The 14,493-nt window shown below is 72.8% G+C and carries 17 protein-coding genes; 14 read left to right on the top strand and 3 right to left on the bottom strand.

All coding sequences use genetic code 11. The features are described from left to right. Positions 1-30 precede the first annotated feature (30 nt). Positions 31-690 carry a TetR/AcrR family transcriptional regulator gene (locus ABZY91_RS21685; protein ID WP_355404531.1) on the bottom strand — a complete coding sequence of 220 codons (660 nt, stop codon included), beginning with the start codon at positions 688-690 and terminating at the stop codon, positions 31-33. 188 nt (positions 691-878) lie between these two features. Between ABZY91_RS21685 and ABZY91_RS21680 the strand changes: the two genes are divergently transcribed. Beyond that, entirely contained in the window at positions 879-1,997 is a 1,119-nt protein-coding gene (locus ABZY91_RS21680) for a serine hydrolase domain-containing protein (protein WP_355404530.1), read from the top strand. Positions 1,998-2,239: 242 nt separating this feature from the next. Here ABZY91_RS21680 and ABZY91_RS21675 read toward each other — a convergent pair whose 3' ends face one another. Continuing rightward, entirely contained in the window at positions 2,240-3,328 is a 1,089-nt protein-coding gene (locus ABZY91_RS21675) for a MerR family transcriptional regulator (RefSeq protein WP_355404559.1), read from the bottom strand. Between the two features lie 325 nt (positions 3,329-3,653). On the opposite strand from ABZY91_RS21675, the gene ABZY91_RS21670 reads away from it, so the two are divergent. From ABZY91_RS21670 to ABZY91_RS21630, 9 genes are all read left to right on the top strand, one after another. Beyond that, on the top strand, positions 3,654-3,908 hold the full coding sequence (locus ABZY91_RS21670; protein WP_355404528.1) for a hypothetical protein: 255 nt from the start codon (positions 3,654-3,656) through the stop codon (positions 3,906-3,908). Position 3,909: 1 nt separating this feature from the next. Beyond that, positions 3,910-4,431: a DUF6879 family protein gene (locus ABZY91_RS21665; protein ID WP_355404526.1), complete on the top strand. Its 522-nt coding sequence runs from the start codon at positions 3,910-3,912 to the stop codon at positions 4,429-4,431. 9 nt (positions 4,432-4,440) lie between these two features. After that, positions 4,441-5,289, top strand: a complete 849-nt coding sequence (locus ABZY91_RS21660) for a helix-turn-helix transcriptional regulator (RefSeq protein WP_355404524.1) — start codon at positions 4,441-4,443, stop codon at positions 5,287-5,289. Positions 5,290-5,449: 160 nt separating this feature from the next. Further along, the gene (locus ABZY91_RS21655; protein ID WP_355404522.1) at positions 5,450-5,884 is read left to right on the top strand and encodes a hypothetical protein; all 435 of its coding nucleotides are present in this window, start codon (positions 5,450-5,452) and stop codon (positions 5,882-5,884) included. Continuing rightward, a complete protein-coding gene (locus ABZY91_RS21650; RefSeq protein ID WP_355404520.1) occupies positions 5,881-6,537 on the top strand; it encodes a hypothetical protein in 657 nt (218 codons plus the stop codon). Before ABZY91_RS21655 ends, ABZY91_RS21650 begins: the two co-directional genes overlap by 4 nt. Next, a complete protein-coding gene (locus ABZY91_RS21645) occupies positions 6,501-7,343 on the top strand; it encodes a hypothetical protein (RefSeq protein WP_355404518.1) in 843 nt (280 codons plus the stop codon). The genes ABZY91_RS21650 and ABZY91_RS21645 overlap by 37 nt, the downstream gene beginning before the upstream one ends. Next, the gene (locus tag ABZY91_RS21640) at positions 7,238-7,888 is read left to right on the top strand and encodes a GNAT family N-acetyltransferase (RefSeq protein ID WP_355404515.1); all 651 of its coding nucleotides are present in this window, start codon (positions 7,238-7,240) and stop codon (positions 7,886-7,888) included. Before ABZY91_RS21645 ends, ABZY91_RS21640 begins: the two co-directional genes overlap by 106 nt. A gap of 7 nt (positions 7,889-7,895) precedes the next feature. Next, a complete protein-coding gene (locus tag ABZY91_RS21635) occupies positions 7,896-8,507 on the top strand; it encodes a GNAT family N-acetyltransferase (protein ID WP_355404512.1) in 612 nt (203 codons plus the stop codon). Beyond that, the gene (locus tag ABZY91_RS21630) at positions 8,494-9,021 is read left to right on the top strand and encodes a 2'-5' RNA ligase family protein (RefSeq protein WP_329951768.1); all 528 of its coding nucleotides are present in this window, start codon (positions 8,494-8,496) and stop codon (positions 9,019-9,021) included. The genes ABZY91_RS21635 and ABZY91_RS21630 overlap by 14 nt, the downstream gene beginning before the upstream one ends. Positions 9,022-9,069: 48 nt before the next feature. Here the strand turns inward: ABZY91_RS21630 and ABZY91_RS21625 are convergent, their stop codons facing one another. Then, complete coding sequence (locus ABZY91_RS21625; protein ID WP_355404509.1) at positions 9,070-9,972, bottom strand: carbohydrate kinase; 903 nt, start codon at positions 9,970-9,972, stop codon at positions 9,070-9,072. A 508-nt stretch (positions 9,973-10,480) separates the two neighbouring features. On the opposite strand from ABZY91_RS21625, the gene ABZY91_RS21620 reads away from it, so the two are divergent. The 4 genes from ABZY91_RS21620 (at position 10,481) to ABZY91_RS21605 (ending at position 14,433) form a co-directional block, all read left to right on the top strand. Further along, positions 10,481-12,013, top strand: coding sequence for a M1 family metallopeptidase (locus ABZY91_RS21620; RefSeq protein ID WP_355404507.1), 1,533 nt, complete (start codon positions 10,481-10,483; stop codon positions 12,011-12,013). A 680-nt stretch (positions 12,014-12,693) separates the two neighbouring features. Next, positions 12,694-13,215, top strand: a complete 522-nt coding sequence (locus ABZY91_RS21615; protein WP_329879245.1) for a SigE family RNA polymerase sigma factor — start codon at positions 12,694-12,696, stop codon at positions 13,213-13,215. Then, positions 13,202-14,092, top strand: coding sequence for a hypothetical protein (locus ABZY91_RS21610; RefSeq protein ID WP_355404505.1), 891 nt, complete (start codon positions 13,202-13,204; stop codon positions 14,090-14,092). The genes ABZY91_RS21615 and ABZY91_RS21610 overlap by 14 nt, the downstream gene beginning before the upstream one ends. A 92-nt stretch (positions 14,093-14,184) precedes the next feature. Then, entirely contained in the window at positions 14,185-14,433 is a 249-nt protein-coding gene (locus tag ABZY91_RS21605; protein ID WP_355404502.1) for a hypothetical protein, read from the top strand. The last annotated feature ends 60 nt before the right edge of the window (positions 14,434-14,493 follow it).

Genomic DNA, 14,493 nt, shown 5'->3' with positions numbered 1-14,493 from the left:
CGTGCACCCGGCAGGATCCGACGGGGAGGGCTAGCTCGGGCCGGCTGCGGCCTCGATGTGGGCGAGCTGGGCGGCGAGGATCTCTTCGAACGCGGCGCGGCGGTCCGCCCCGAGAGGGCGGACGTCGCGGGCGAAGTGGGCCAGGGCCGGGAAGCGTTCGGGGTCGGCGCCGAGTACCGCGACGCGGAACAGCTCCATGCCCTGTTCGTACTCTTCGGGGGTGACGGTGCTGACCCCGGCCTCGGAGGCGATCAACGCGGCGATGAGGACCGCGATCCGGTGGTAGCGCGCCGGGATCTCCTCGTCCGGCAGTCCCGACGCGCGCAGAGCCTCCAGCACCTCTTCCATGACCAGCCGGGAACCGGTGCCGCCCGACGCGTAGCGTCCCCAGACCGCGGCGAGCTGGGGCTGCCGGCCGAAGGCCTCTCTCACGCGCAGGGCCAGGGTGGTGATGCGCTGCTTCCAGTCACCCTCGGGGCGGTGCCCGTCCATGGCCGCGAGAAGGATCCGGTCCGCGACCGCGCGCAGCAGTTCGGTCTTGCTGCGGAAGTGCCGGTAGAGGCTGGAGGAGTCGGTCCCGAGGGCCGCCGCCAGCTTGCGCACGCTGAACGAATCCGCGTCGCCCGTGCGCAGCAGCTCCGCCGCCGCATCCAGGATCTCTTCGGTCGACCAGCGCCTTCGGCCTGCCATCTTGCTCCTCTCGCCGGATCTCAGCCTAACCCATGCACTTGGCGTTGCACGCACCGCGTGCATAATGAGGACATGGATGTGCCGCACGGCCCGGCAGGAGACGGGCCGGTGTGCCGTGCCTGGCCCTGTCATCCGGGTCGGGCGGCCGGTGCGGAGCTCACCCCGAGGAACACGAAAGGACGCATGACGTGAAGAACCCACTGGATTCCGCGGCCTTGGACGCCGCCATCGAGGACGTCCACCGCGCCGGGATGCCGGGCCTGTTCGCCGAGGTGCGGGACGACGGCCAGGTCTGGCGCGGCGCCGCCGGGGTCGCCGATGTCACCACCGGCCGCCCCGTCACCGCCGGCATGCGGCACCGCGTCGGCAGCATCACCAAGACCTTCACCGCCGCCGCCGTCCTGCAGCAGGTCGAGAGCGGTCACCTCGGCCTCGACACACCGATCGGCCGGTACCTTCCGAAGCTGGTCCCCGGCGAACGCGGTGACGCCATCACGGTCCGGATGCTGATCAACCACACCAGCGGCCTCGCCGAGTACCTTCCGTACGCCTATCCCTCCCTCAAGGCGCTCCCCGCCCTCGCGGACACCGGACCGCAGAGCCTGGACGACCATCGCCTCACGCGGTTCGACCCCGCTGAACTGATCGAGATGGGGGTCGGCGCGCCGGCCGTCGGTGTCCCGGGCCGCACTCCGGGCGTGTACTCCAACACCAACTACCTGCTCCTCGTCCAACTCCTGGAACACGTGACCGGCACTACGGCCGAGCGGTACATCACCCGGAACGTCATCGAGCGCGCCGGGCTCCGGGACACCGAACTCCCCGCCGGGCCGCACGTCACCGGGCCGCACTCGAAGCTCTACGAGGCGTGGTTCGGCATGATCGACCCGCCGCGCGACTACAGCGTCTACGACATGTCGTGGGTGGGGCCGTCGGCCTCGCTGATATCGACCGTCGCGGACCTCAACCGCTTCTACGGCCTGCTGCTGGCCGGGAAGATCGTCAGCCCGTCGTCGCTGGCACAGATGCAACACACCGGCCCGGTCATCTCCCAGGAGGGGAAGACGATCGACTACGGCCTCGGCCTGTACCCGGTGGAGAGTCCCGGTCAGGGCACCTTCTGGGGCCACGGCGGCACGGTCTGGGGTGGCGGGGCACTGGCCATGATCCGTGCCGACGGCAAGCGACAGATGGCGGTCGCGGTGAACATGCAGAGGTGGAACAGGCTCGACTCCTCCGGCAGGCCGCAGCCTCACCCCATCGACGACGCGCTTGCGACGCTGTACCGGGTCGCGATGTACGGCTGACCGAAACCGCCCACGACCTCCGGGTGGACATCAACCAGTTGCTCCCGCGCATCGAGCCCCACCCTCGTGATCGGCGGCAACCGGGTCCTCACCGTCCCGGTCGAGCACAGCCGCGCCCTCCGCGTCGAGCTCGGCCAACCCCCTCGCCGAGCTCGACGCGCGCCACGCGCTGTTCCACGAGCTGGAGGACGCGTTCGTCCGGCTCGCGCCCGACTTCACGGACGTCCGAGACGTACGGCGGTTCAGGCGATGAGCAGGCGCAGGCCGAGCTCGGCCGCGTCGAGGGCGACGAGGTCGCGGTTGCGTTCGGCCCAGCGGCCCGAGGAGAGGTCGTCGCGGAGTCCGTCCACGGCCCGGCGCTCGGCCTCGGGCCCGACCCTGGTCCACACCGACACCGCGCGGCGCACATGCTCGTCCAGGTACGCCTCGGGCCGGCGCCAGTAGGCCTCCAGGAAGCCGTCGGCGCAGTCCCACGGGATGAGCACCGGCTCCAGCCGGGCCCCGATCGCGGCGGCCAGCCGGTCCACCGGGGGCCGGCCGGCGACCAGGCCGGCCACCTCGGGCAGGTAGTCGCGGGTGAGCCAGAACCGGTGACGCCAGCCGACGTCACTGGCGTCGTGGGTGAACACCACCACGCGCCGGGCCACCCGCCGCATCTCACGCAGCCCGGCGATCGGGTCGTGCCAGTGGTGGACGGTGCTGAAGGCCATCGCGGCATCGAAGGACCGGTCCTCGAACGGGAGGTTCTCCGCACTGGCGGCGACGCACGGCGCCGCGCCCCCGGGTCGCTGCGCCCGCATGACCGCCGACGGTTCCACCGCCGTGACGTCGCGGTCCGGGGGCTCGTAGGAACCGGTTCCGGCCCCGACGTTCAGGACCGTCCGGGCGTCCCCCAGCGCGTCCCAGACCCTCTCGGCGATCCGCGGCTCGGTGCGCCGCGTCGCCGGGTAGTCGGATCCGATGGTTTCGTACAACTGCGCTCCGAACACTTTCAGTTGCTCCTCCGGTGTCGTCCTGATCCCCATGGCCCGCGCCTCCAGCTCCCTGTCGATCGCCGCCACCGTGGCGACGGCGCGGTCGCGCTGTTCCAGCACCAGGCCGCGCAGCCGGCGCAGGTGCGCGACCGCGTCGGTGGTCGGGTCGTCCACCAGATCCGCGATCTCCCGCAGTCCGAAGCCCAGCCGCCGGTAGGCGAGCACCTCCCGCAGCCGCTCCACGTCCGCCGCCGCGTAGGCCCGGTACCCGGCCCCGGTCCGCGCGGACGGCTGCACGAGGCCGATCCCGTCGTAGTGGTGCAACGTGCGGACACTCACGCCGGCCAGCTCGGCCACACGCCCCACGGTCAGGTGCTCCTCCACGCCGCCGACGATGCCGCATGACGCCGCGTGAGGGTCAAGCACCCAACTCTCTCCCCCGCAGCACCTCGTGCGGCCACCCCGCCATCCAGGGTGATCGCGGTCCCGGCTCCCCGCCCTTCCTCGGGGGACACGAGGGACGGGGTCCTACCTCCGGCAGCTCGGGCCGCGGCCGTGGCGAAGCCCCGGCTGTCGAGCCGGCACTCCATCAGAACGAACCGCCTGACAGGTCCGCCGTGCACGCGCCAGGATGGGCCCACCGGTTGTGCATCTACACGGAACTCAGTTCACAGGGAGCATCGTGCAGCCTCTAGAGTTTCTGGGAATCATCCCGAACACCCCGACCGAGGACTCACCGACCATCTGGCGCGACCCGGAGAACGGGGACCTCCTCATCCAGTCCTACAAGGCGGGCGAGGAAGATCTGCGCCGGTGCGAGGAGGTCGGCTCGATCCCCGGCCACTCCACCAAGGTCCCCGAGCACGAGGCCGTGATCCGGCTCCCCGAAGTCATGATCCAGTTCATCCTCGCCCTGGGCGAGGGCGCAAAGGAGTGACGTGACATCGCCCACCCGTGAAGGGCTGGCCAAGGCCACGCGAACAGCCGTCCACCTGGAGATGCGTGACGCCTACGGTGCGAGCGATCCCGAGTTCCAGAGGTGGCGGCAGGGCCACCGCTACACGCCCGAGGACCGACCCGAGTGGTTCCGGACGTGGGGGGCTGCGGTCCAGGAGGCGGTGTCCCGGGGTGTCGCCGTGCAACGGCTCCGAATCGTCTCCGAGCCGGTCACCGACTACGTCAAGTACGAGCACCACGTCACCTACCTCAACGTCGCGGTCGGCGAGCAGGTCCGCTGGCTCCGGCGCGCGAGGATCAGGGCCACGGCCCTTCCCGCCAACGACTTCTGGCTGTTCGACGGCGCACAGGCCGTCGTCAACCACTTCACCGGAGACGGCGAGATCAGACGTCGCGAGGTTGTCGGCGAAGCCGAGGAGCCGGAGCTGGTGCGCTTCTTCGCTTCGGCCTTTCGTTCACTCTGGGACCTCGCCACCCCCCACCAGGAGTACGAGCCAGAGTAGTCAAGTGTCATGCGAACCTCTCGCTCATCGAGCGTCCAGCAGGCCCGGAAGGTACTGGCCGACCGGCTGCGCGAACTTCGCCGGCAATCCGGCCTGACCGGACTCGCCCTGGCCGCACGCTGCGGTTGGCACAAATCCAAGGTGTCCCGCATCGAGAACGCCATCACGGCGCCGTCCGAACAAGACATCCGTGACTGGTGCCACGCCTGCAATGCCGATGACCGGACGAACGACCTGGCCGCGAGCCTCCAGTCCGTCGAGGGCATGTTCGTGGAGTGGAAGCGGATGGAGCGCACGGGACTCAGGAGGGCACAGGAAGCCGTCCTCCCCCTGTTCGAGCGGACCAGTCGCTTCCGCTGTTACCAACCGGGCATCGTCCCGGGCTTGTTGCAGACGCGCGCCTACACAACGGCGATGCTCCGTGCCACGCAGAGGCGGCGGGTCGCCGTGGACGACGTCGAGGCCGCTGTCGAGGTTCGTATGGACCGGCAACTCCTCCTCGGCGACCCTCAACGGACCTTCGCCTTCCTGATCGAAGAGGCGGTCCTGCTGTCGGGCCTGGCGGGTGAAGCGGCCGCTGCCGAGCAGCTCGGGCACCTGCTGGCGCGCGCGTCCCTCCCGAACGTGAGCCTCGGAATCATTCCTCATCGCCGCGACCGCGTGTCCATGCACGTCGAGGGCTTCTGGCTCTTCGACAACGCCCAGGTCAATGTCGAGCTTGTCTCCGGGTACCTCACGATCACCCAGCCGTCAGAGATCGCCCTGTACGCCGAACGGTACCGGGACCTCTCCGCTTCCGCCGTGTACGGGCCGGCCGCTCGTGAGTTGATCAAACGGGCTACAGACACCCTCGGGTGATCGGCGTGCAACTGTGTGCAACTCGCTGGAGAGCGGTCGTACGCAACTCCTACGGTCAATCACGCACCCCCCCGAGCGGATCTGACGGGCCGGGCTGCTCCACCTCGCACCTCTGCTCGCCCACCTCGGGCGAGCAGAGCCAACCCGATCGGAGAGGCACATGAGCACCGCCACCATCGAGCCCAGCGCCGAGCTGGCCGAACTGGGCAGGTTCTTCACGATCGCCGCACGCCGGATCGATGCGGGCGAGACCGCGCCGGAGATGTTCTCCGCCGCCATCGACTCCGCGTGGCACACCCTCGTCGCGGACCCGGCCGCGCACGACGCGTTCGTGCTCCTGCACGCCGGCCGCAGGCTCGAACACGTCGAGACCAAGGGCTTCGGTCCCATCACGTGGGTGGCCGCGTACGAGGAGGCGTACGGGCCGCTGCCGGAGATCTGGTTCACGAGCGCCGACGGCACCGTGAACACCGCAGCCCTCACGCAGTACCGGGAGACCGGAACCGTCGTCGCCGAGTGGGACTGTGGCCCCGAGCCCGGCGACGGCGACGACCTGGCCCCGGACGACCTGGCCCCGGCGACGCCCCACCAGTGATCACAGCACCACGTGACGGAGCGTCCCGGCCGACCGCCGGGGCGCTCCGCCTCACCGAAGCCCGGACGGAGAACCCGACCGGCATCGACGTGGACGCCTACCTCACCGGGCTGTACGAGCACTGTCCGTTCCTGCGCCCGTCCACCCGACGGGGCATGACCGGGTGGACCGTCTACGAGATCGCCCCCGGCAGCCACCGGTACGCCGTGGAAGCCGAGTTGTTCTACGCCGGAGTGCAGGCCGCAGAATGGGTCCGCCCGCTGATGGGGCGCCCGTACGGCGTTCTCACCTGCGAGAACGTGGTGCTGGTCGGGCACTGCGAGGGCGCGGACCACCGGGAGCTGACGGCCTGGCCGCACTGGGCGCTGAAGAACCTGTACGGGCCGGTCGGGGTCATGTTCGGCAAGTTCACCCAGGGCGCCGCCGAGACCGGCCGGCGCGGCCGGAGCATTCCGCCACCGTCCTTCTCGTTCCTCCCGGTACGGGCCGGGGTCCGGCCTCTGGACCCGAGGTTCCTGGAGGCTACGCCCGACCTCGCGACGGCACTGTCCGTGGCGGTCGACGACGGGCGAAACGTCTTCGAGCACATCCCTTGCGAATGGAAGGCAGTCAGAGAATGGGCGAGTTCACTTCCGATGCCGCAGAGGCGCTGACGGTCGCGGAGGCGATCTGCGGTCCCCTGAAGCTGGAAGAGATCAGTGATCGGCGGGGCTCGGCGGTGTGGAGGGCCAGCGGCCCGCGCGGGGTGGTGGGCATCAAGCTCGGCGTCGGCGAGGCCGCCGAGGTCACCGCCCGCGAAGCCTCCGTACTGGACCAGATCCCCGGCTACACCGTGACGGCCGGCCGCTTCGACGGCGGGGTGTGGTACGTCACCCCGTGGTTGGTCGGGCCGTCCACCTGGGACGTGTTCCGGCCTGTCCGCAAGGACGCCGGAGGACGGGACGAAGCCCTGGAAGCCGCGGTCGCACTGTGCCGTGCCGTCGCGGACCTGCACCGGGCCGGTTGGGTGCACGGCGACCTCCAGCCCCAGCACGGTATTCACACCGAGGGCGGTGTCCGTCTCCTGGACTTCGCCTGGTCCCGGCAGGTCGGTATCACCCCGTGGCGGACGTTCGGCGGAACGATGGTCCACCTCACCGCCCCTGAACTGGCTGCCCGGATCCTCGACGGCCCGCAGCCCGTCAACACGACCCGACCCGCCGACGTGTACGCCCTCACCGGCACCCTGTGGACCTGCATCACCGGGAAGTGGCCACTGGACTACGAGGCCGGCGGTGTCGACAAGGACGCCCCGGTCGAGGAAAAGCTCAGGGCCATCGCCCGTCGAGCCGTCCCGATGTCCACCGTGATGCCGTGGCCCTCCCTCCAGACCCGCCTGCGGTACGTCCTGCTCGCCGGTCCCGACGACCGGCCGAGCGCCGCCGAGCTGAAGATGCTTGTCGAGGCGGTCGGCGGGTGATCGCCCTACGGGAGCTGATCCCCGGCGACGCCGACGCGGTCCGGCTCGTCTACGGTCCCGAATCGGTCAGGTTCCTGGGACGGGGACCGATGAACACCTCCGAAGCCCGGGAGTACGTGGCCGGCGCCCTGACGGCGGCAGCACGCCGCCCACGCGGGCTGTACACACTCGGCCTGGCCGAGGACGGCGACCTTCTCGGGATCGTCAAACTCCACCTGGACCGCCCGACCGCGACCATCAGCTACATCCTGCGCGCGGACGCTTGGGGCCGGGGCCACGCCACTGAGGGTGTTCGGAGGATCCTCGCCCTGGGGCTCGGCCACCTGGGACTGCCGGAGATCCACGCCAAGCACCGACCGGACAACCTCGCCTCCGGCCGGGTCCTCCGCAAGGCGGGCTTCGCACCCACCGGGGGCCACGCCGAGTTCGCGACCTACGCAATTCGGCATCCCCAGAGGGGCGTCATCCCCACCCTGTCCAACCGGGCGTCCGGTGTCCGGCATGATCGAAAACGGCTCGCAGCCGGGGCCGCGGGACACCGATAATGCGCGCATGACGAACAGCACGCCACGCGGCACCGCGGAATCCTGGACCGTTTCGGCCGCCGACGTCGGCTCCCCGGAGGCCCTGGCGCTGCTACGGGAGTACTACGTGGACGTCGCCAACCGGTACTACCGGCTCCACCTCGGCCGGGAGGGCACCGCGCAGGAGATCGAGACCGGGCTGGCCGACTCGCCCAGCGACGACCTCGCCCCGCCCACCGGGGTGTTCCTGCTCGGGCGGTACGACGGCGCGGCCGACGCCTGCGCCGGCCTGCGGGTGCTCGACCCCCGGACGGTGGAGCTGACCAGGGTGTACGTACGTCCCTCGCGGCGCGGCACCGGCGGGGGCGCGCAGCTGCTGGCCGCCGTCGACGAGGCGGCCCGGGAGCTCGGCGCCGCGCGGGTCGTGCTCGACACCCGTCTCGACCTGGTCGAGGCCCGCACGCTGTACCTGCGGCACGGCTACCGGGACATTCCCGCCTACAGCACCAGCCCCTACGCCGAGGTCTGGTACGGCAAGGACCTCGCGCCCGGCCGGACGGACGGCGCGGCCGGGGGCTCCGCCCCGGCCGGACGCAGCGTGCCGGCACCGGCGGTCGGCGGGCACCGTGCAGACCGTTGAGCTGCTCTGCGACGCGCCGTTCGACCGCGCCGTGCGGACGGTCTGGCAGCGGCTGGCGGACGGCGGCGTGGACAGCCTCGCGCACAACACCCACCCCGGTCACCGCCCGCACCTGACCCTGGCCTCGTGCGCCCGGATGCCCGACGGCGCCACCGAGCGGCTCGACCGGCTGCTCCGCGACGCCCTGCCGCTGACGGTCCGGCTGACCGGCCTGCTCTCGTTCAGCGCGCGCAGCCGACGGCGGGTGCTGAGCCTGCCGGTGGTGCCGACCCTCGATCTGGTCCTGTTGCACCACCGCGTCTGGGAGGCGCTGGACGGGGCCGAGGACCCGGACCAGCACTACGTGCCGGGCCGCTGGTCCCCGCATCTGTCGCTCACCCGCCGCCTCACCCCCGAGGACGTCGCCCTCGCCCACACCCTGCTCGGCCGTCACCCCGACCACGTCGGCAGCTTCGACGCGGCCCGCAGCTTCGACTCCGAGACGCAGCTGGCCCGTCCACTGGGCGCGGGGTGAGGACCGGATCGTCGAACGCCCCGCGATCCGCGCCTACCTGACGTACCGTCAGTTCGGCGCGGAGGCCGAGGTATCCAGGGCTGCCGCGAGTTCGGCGGCGTCGGGCGGGTTGGCGCCGGGGCGGGAGACGGTCAGCGCCGCCGCGGTGGCGGCCCGGGTCAGCGCCTCGTCGAGACCCGCGCCGGTGTGGCGGGCGTGGAGCAGCGCGGCCGTGAAGGCGTCGCCGGCGCCGACGGTGTCGGCGACCTCGACCGGGCGGGCCGGCACCTCGCTGCGGCGACCGTCGGAGGTGACGGCGAAGGCGCCGTCGGGCCCGAGCGTGACCGCGACGGTGGCCGGGCCGAGGCCGAGCCAGTGGCGGGCGACGTCCTCGGGGTCACGGCCCGGGTAGAGCCAGGCGAGGTCCTCGTCGCTCGCCTTGACGAGGTCGCTGAGCCCGACGCACCGTTCGACCCGGCGGACGGCCTCGTCGCGCCCTCCCAGCAGCGCGGGCCGGACGTTCGGGTCGTAGCTGACGCCCGCACGGCCTCGCCAGTGCTCCACCAGCGCGAGCACCGAGGCGGCGCCGGGCTCCGTGACTGCGGCGATCGAGCCGATGTGCAGGTGGCCGGGCGGGTGCGGGAGTTCACCGGCCGGGAGGGTCCAGCCGATGTCGAAGGTGTAGCAGGCCCGCCCCTCGCCGTCGAGCCGGACCACCGCGGAGGGGGTGCGCAGCCCCTCCGCCGGGCCGGCGAGGACGGCGACGCCGGCCGACTCCAGGTGGGCCCGGATCAAGCCTCCGTAGGGGTCGTCGCCGAGCTGGGTCAGCAGGGCGGTCGGCAGCCCGAGCCGGGCCAGCCCGTACGCGACGTTGGCCGGGCTGCCGCCGGGGTGGACGGTGTCGGGCGCGCCGTCGGTGCGGACGACGTCGGCGACGCATTCGCCGATCACCACGAAGTGCGGGCTGGTCACGGGGCTGCTCCTGCCGGTCCGGGGCACCGGCGGGGCTGCTGGGCGGCCGGCACGGCTGCCCAGCCTACGAGGCGGCGGACCGGCGCGGTCCGGCGCGGACGGCGGGCGCGCGGACAGCGGCTGCACCACCGGCGGACGCGGCCGGGCGCGGCGGGAGCAGCGGGGCGGTCGGTCGGGGACGGCCGCAGGGGTGCGGCCGGGGAGCGCGGGTGCGACCGTAGGCATGAGTACGGCCGCCGGACCTGGCCAGGTTCTCCGGCGACCGTGGCCCCGCCCGTCAGGGGGTGGGGCTCTTCGAACCTATGACACTGCGCAGCCGCTCGGCTACCGCACTGGTCCGTCCGAGGGACGGCCGCGTGTCGTGCGGCGGCGGCAGGGTCGACGGGAGCGAACGGGCTGGGGGTTGTCGGACCCCTCTGCTACGTTCCGTGTCCGGAAGGTCGCTCTGCGGGACCGGGCCGCGCCCAGGCCGTGGAGCGCGCCGTACGACACGAGAGAGGTGATCACCTTGTCGAGGTGCCGCTCCGCCCTTGCCGCCGCCCTCGCCCTCACCGCCACCGCCCTGCTCGGCCTCGCCCCGCCGGTCTCGGCCGTCCCGGTACCGGGCGCGGACGTGGGAGCGGAGGCGACCGCGGGCACCGGGGACCCGGTGTTCCCCTCGCTCGGCACGACCGACTACGACGCGCTCGCCTACGACCTCGCCCTCACGTACCGGGCCGACACCCGCACCGTGGACGGCACCACCGTGCTGACCGCCCGGGCGCTCACGGCGCTGCGCAGCCTGGAGCTGGACGCCCTGGGGCTGACCGTGCACGCGGTCCGGGTCGACGGCCGGCCGGCGGAGTTCCGCACGCACGACGAGAAGCTGACCGTGGTACCCGCCAGGCCCGTGCGGCGCGGCGCGGCCCTGCGGGTGGAGGTCGCCTACACGGCCGATCCGCGGGCCGCGCTGCCGCACACCGGCTGGGTGGTGACACCCGACGGCTTCGCGGTGGCGGGCCAGCCGGACGGCGCGCACACCGTCTTCCCGTGCAACGACCGCCCCGGCGACAAGGCCCGCTTCGCCGTCGCCGTCACCGCGCCGGACGGTCTGTACGGCGTGGCCAACGGACTGCTCGCCGCCACCGAGCCGAACACCGACGGCACCACCACGCGGCGCTACCGCTCACGGGAGCCGATGGCGACCGAGCTGGTCCAGGTGTCGGTGGGCCGGTACACGGTGCGTGAGAGCCGGGGCCCGGGCGGGCTGCCGCTGCGGGACGTCGTCCCCACCGCGCGCGCCGCCGCGCTGGAGCCCGCCCTCGCGCTGACCCCCGGACAGCTCGCCTGGGCGGAGGCGCACCTCGGCCGGTTCCCGTTCGAGACGTACGGCCTGATGCCCGCCGACACGGACGACCCGGCGGCGTTCGACTTCACCGGGCTGGAGACGCAGACGCTCACGCTCTACAAGCCGAACTTCCTCCGCCAGCCCGAGCACCTGATCGGCTCGCACATGGTGCACGAGCTGGTGCACTCCTGGTTCGGCAACAGCGTCTCCCCCGGCACCTGGGCCGACCTCTGGCTGAACGAGGGCCACGCCGACTTCTACGGCTTGATGTACCGCTACGAGCGCGGTTGGCCGGACTCGTCCGGCTACACCACCCTCGCGGACCGGATGCGGTCGGTGTACGCCAAGGGCGACCAGTGGCGTCACGACTCCGGCCCGGTCGCCGCCCCGACCGCCGCCACCCTCTTCGACAGCCAGCGGTACACCGGCGGAGCGCTGGTCCTGTTCGCCCTGCGGGAGCGGGTCGGTGCCGAGGTGTTCGACCGGATCGAGCGGGCCTTCCTCCAGCGCCACCGGAACGGCAGCGCCACCACCGCCGACTTCCTGCGGACCGCCGACGAGGTCTCCGGGCAGCAGCTGAGCGGGTTCCTGACGGAGTGGCTGTACGGCGAGCACACCCCGCCGATGCCGGGCCACCCGGACTGGACGGTGGACCAGGTGGAACGCGCCGCCCGCCGGAGCACCGAGGCACCGCGCGGCTCCGGAACGCTCTGACACCCGGAGCGCTCTCCACCCGGACCGCTCTCCACACGGACCGCTCCGGACCTGGGCCGCGATGAAGCTGTGCCGCCCTGAACCCGGGCGGCTCTGAGACCTGGACGGCCCTGAACCCGGGCGGCTCTGAGACCTGGACGGCTCCGGATCCCCGCCGGTTCGGCCCTCCGAACCTGCGGTCCGGACCGGTCGGGCGGACCGACGCGCCGGGTCGGTGCGCCCTGGCGCCGTCCGCGCGCCCCTGGACGGCCCCGGCGGACGCGCGGATCGTGGTGTCCACGGCCCGCCCGCCGCCCGGCAAAGTCCCGGCCGGCTCGCGGGCCGTCCACCGTTCGGGAACGGACCACCGTTTCGAGAACCGGTCACCGGACGCGAGACCCACCGCCGCGCGGGACCGGGGGCGCCGTACGGGGCGGTTCCCGGTTCACCTACCGTGGAGCCGGCCCCTGCCGGGTCGCAGGCCTACGGCCGGCCGACGTCGGAACGGACACCGCCCGTCCGGCCGGGGCTCGGAATGTCACTGCGGCGAGGCAACCGGAAGCCCGGTCCAACGCGTTCAGCAGCCGTGAGAACGACAGCGAGGACACGGCGGCCACGGCCGACCTGCAGGGCCTCCGTCGCCGGCACGGCGGCGGAGGCGACCGAGACAACGGCGGAAACGGCATGGCGGGGGCAGCAGGATGAGGGACGCGACACCGGACTTCGAGGAGTTCGTCGCCGCCCGCAGCCCTCGGCTGCTCCGGATGGCGTGGCTGCTCACGGGCGATCCGCATCTGGCCGAGGATCTGTTGCAGACCGCGCTCGCCAAGGTCTGGCCCCGTTGGGAGCAGATCTCCATCGACCGGCCCGAGGCGTACGTCCGGCGGGTGCTGGTGAACTCGCACGTCTCCTGGTGGCGCCGGCGCTGGCACGGGGAACTGCCGCACGACCGGCTGCCCGAGCCGCCGACCGACGCGGACCCGTTCGAGGACGTGGTGGTCGGCCAGGTGGTGGCCGCCGCCGTCCGGGCACTGCCGGCGCGGCAGCGGGCCGTCGTGGTGCTGAGATTCTTCGAGGACCTCAGTGTGGAGGAGACCTCCGAGGTGCTGGGTTGTTCCCCGGGCACGGTCAAGAGTCAGACGCACCGCGCCCTTCAGGCCCTGCGGGGCAAGATGCCCACCCGCGAGCTTCTGCTGCACGGAGGACACCGTGACGGGGCGTGAGTCCGACCCGGACGACGGCAGGCCGACCGGCCCCGAGGTCGAGGACGAACTGCGGATCCTGCTCCACCTGGCCGCCCCTCACCTGACGGCGCCCGACGACCGGATGGCCAGGGTCCGCGAGCGGGCCGCCCGGACCCGGCGGCGGCGCCGCACCGCCGCCCTCTCGACCGGGCTGGCCGTCGGCCTGACCGCCGCCGTGCTGGCCGCCGCCCCTGCCCTGGCACCGGGCCCCCCGGGTACGGCGCTCGCTCCGGGGTCCTCCGGACCCGTCGCGCCCGGCTCGGTGCCCCCGGGCGCGTCAGCGAGTGCGTCACCGGGTGCCGCCCCGAGTGCGTCACCGAGCCGCAGCACCGGATCGGACACCGGCGGGCCGGTCAGGTTCCCCGAGCTGGACGGGGTGATCATCGACATCCCGCCCGACTGGTACCGGCTGTCGGTCCCCGGCACCGACAGCCGGAAGGACGACACCGCGTACGCGCGCGGCTACACCGCCAGCCAGCCCCTCGTCGGCGAGCTGGGGTGCCCGACCAGGAACGGGACCAGGGAACGGGTCTGCCTGGCCGACGGGGCGCTCGACGCCGGCGGGATGCTGGTCGGCCTCACGCTCGTCCGGGACCCGGTGGTGACGGGCGAGCAGAAGGGCCAGACGGGGCCCCTCTTCTACGCGGTACCCGAGAAGTCCTGTGTCGTCCAGGGCGGAACCCGTACGCTCCGGGGATACCGGACGGTGCAGGCGCCGTCCGGGCCGGCGGTCGTCGAGCTGACCGCGTGCCTGCGCGTGTCGGACGCCGTGTCGGTGCTGGCGGTGGAGCGGATCCTCGACTCGATCCGGGTGACCGGCGGGGCCGTGGACGCCCCGACCATCGCCCCCGAGTGACGGCGGGCCGGGGCCGGGCAGCCGGAGCGAGCCGGGGCGGGACAGCCGGGGGCGGCCCGTAACCCGAGTGGCGCAGCGTCGTTGGACAGGGCATGAAGAAGCGCAGCATGCTCGCCGTCGCCTCGCTCGCCGTGGGCGTCGTGGCCTCCCTGACCGCTCCCAGCGCCCACGCCTCCGCCGTCGGCGGGCAGGGTGACCTGGCCGGGCCGCTCCAGGGCGCGCTGCCGGCCTCGGCACCGGACGTCCTGCCCGGCCAGGTCGGAGACGCCGGCGGGGTGGTCGGGGAGGCGACCGGGTACGTGACGGGCCAGGCACCCGGGCTGGTCGGGCTGCCCTCCTGACACTCGACCTGACCTCGACCTGACACTCGACCTGACAGTCGGCCGGACGCTCCTGCGGAC

Source organism: Kitasatospora sp. NPDC002965, assembly GCF_040611255.1.
Lineage (GTDB): Bacteria > Actinomycetota > Actinomycetes > Streptomycetales > Streptomycetaceae > Kitasatospora.
This window is presented reverse-complemented; position numbering and strand designations above follow the sequence as displayed.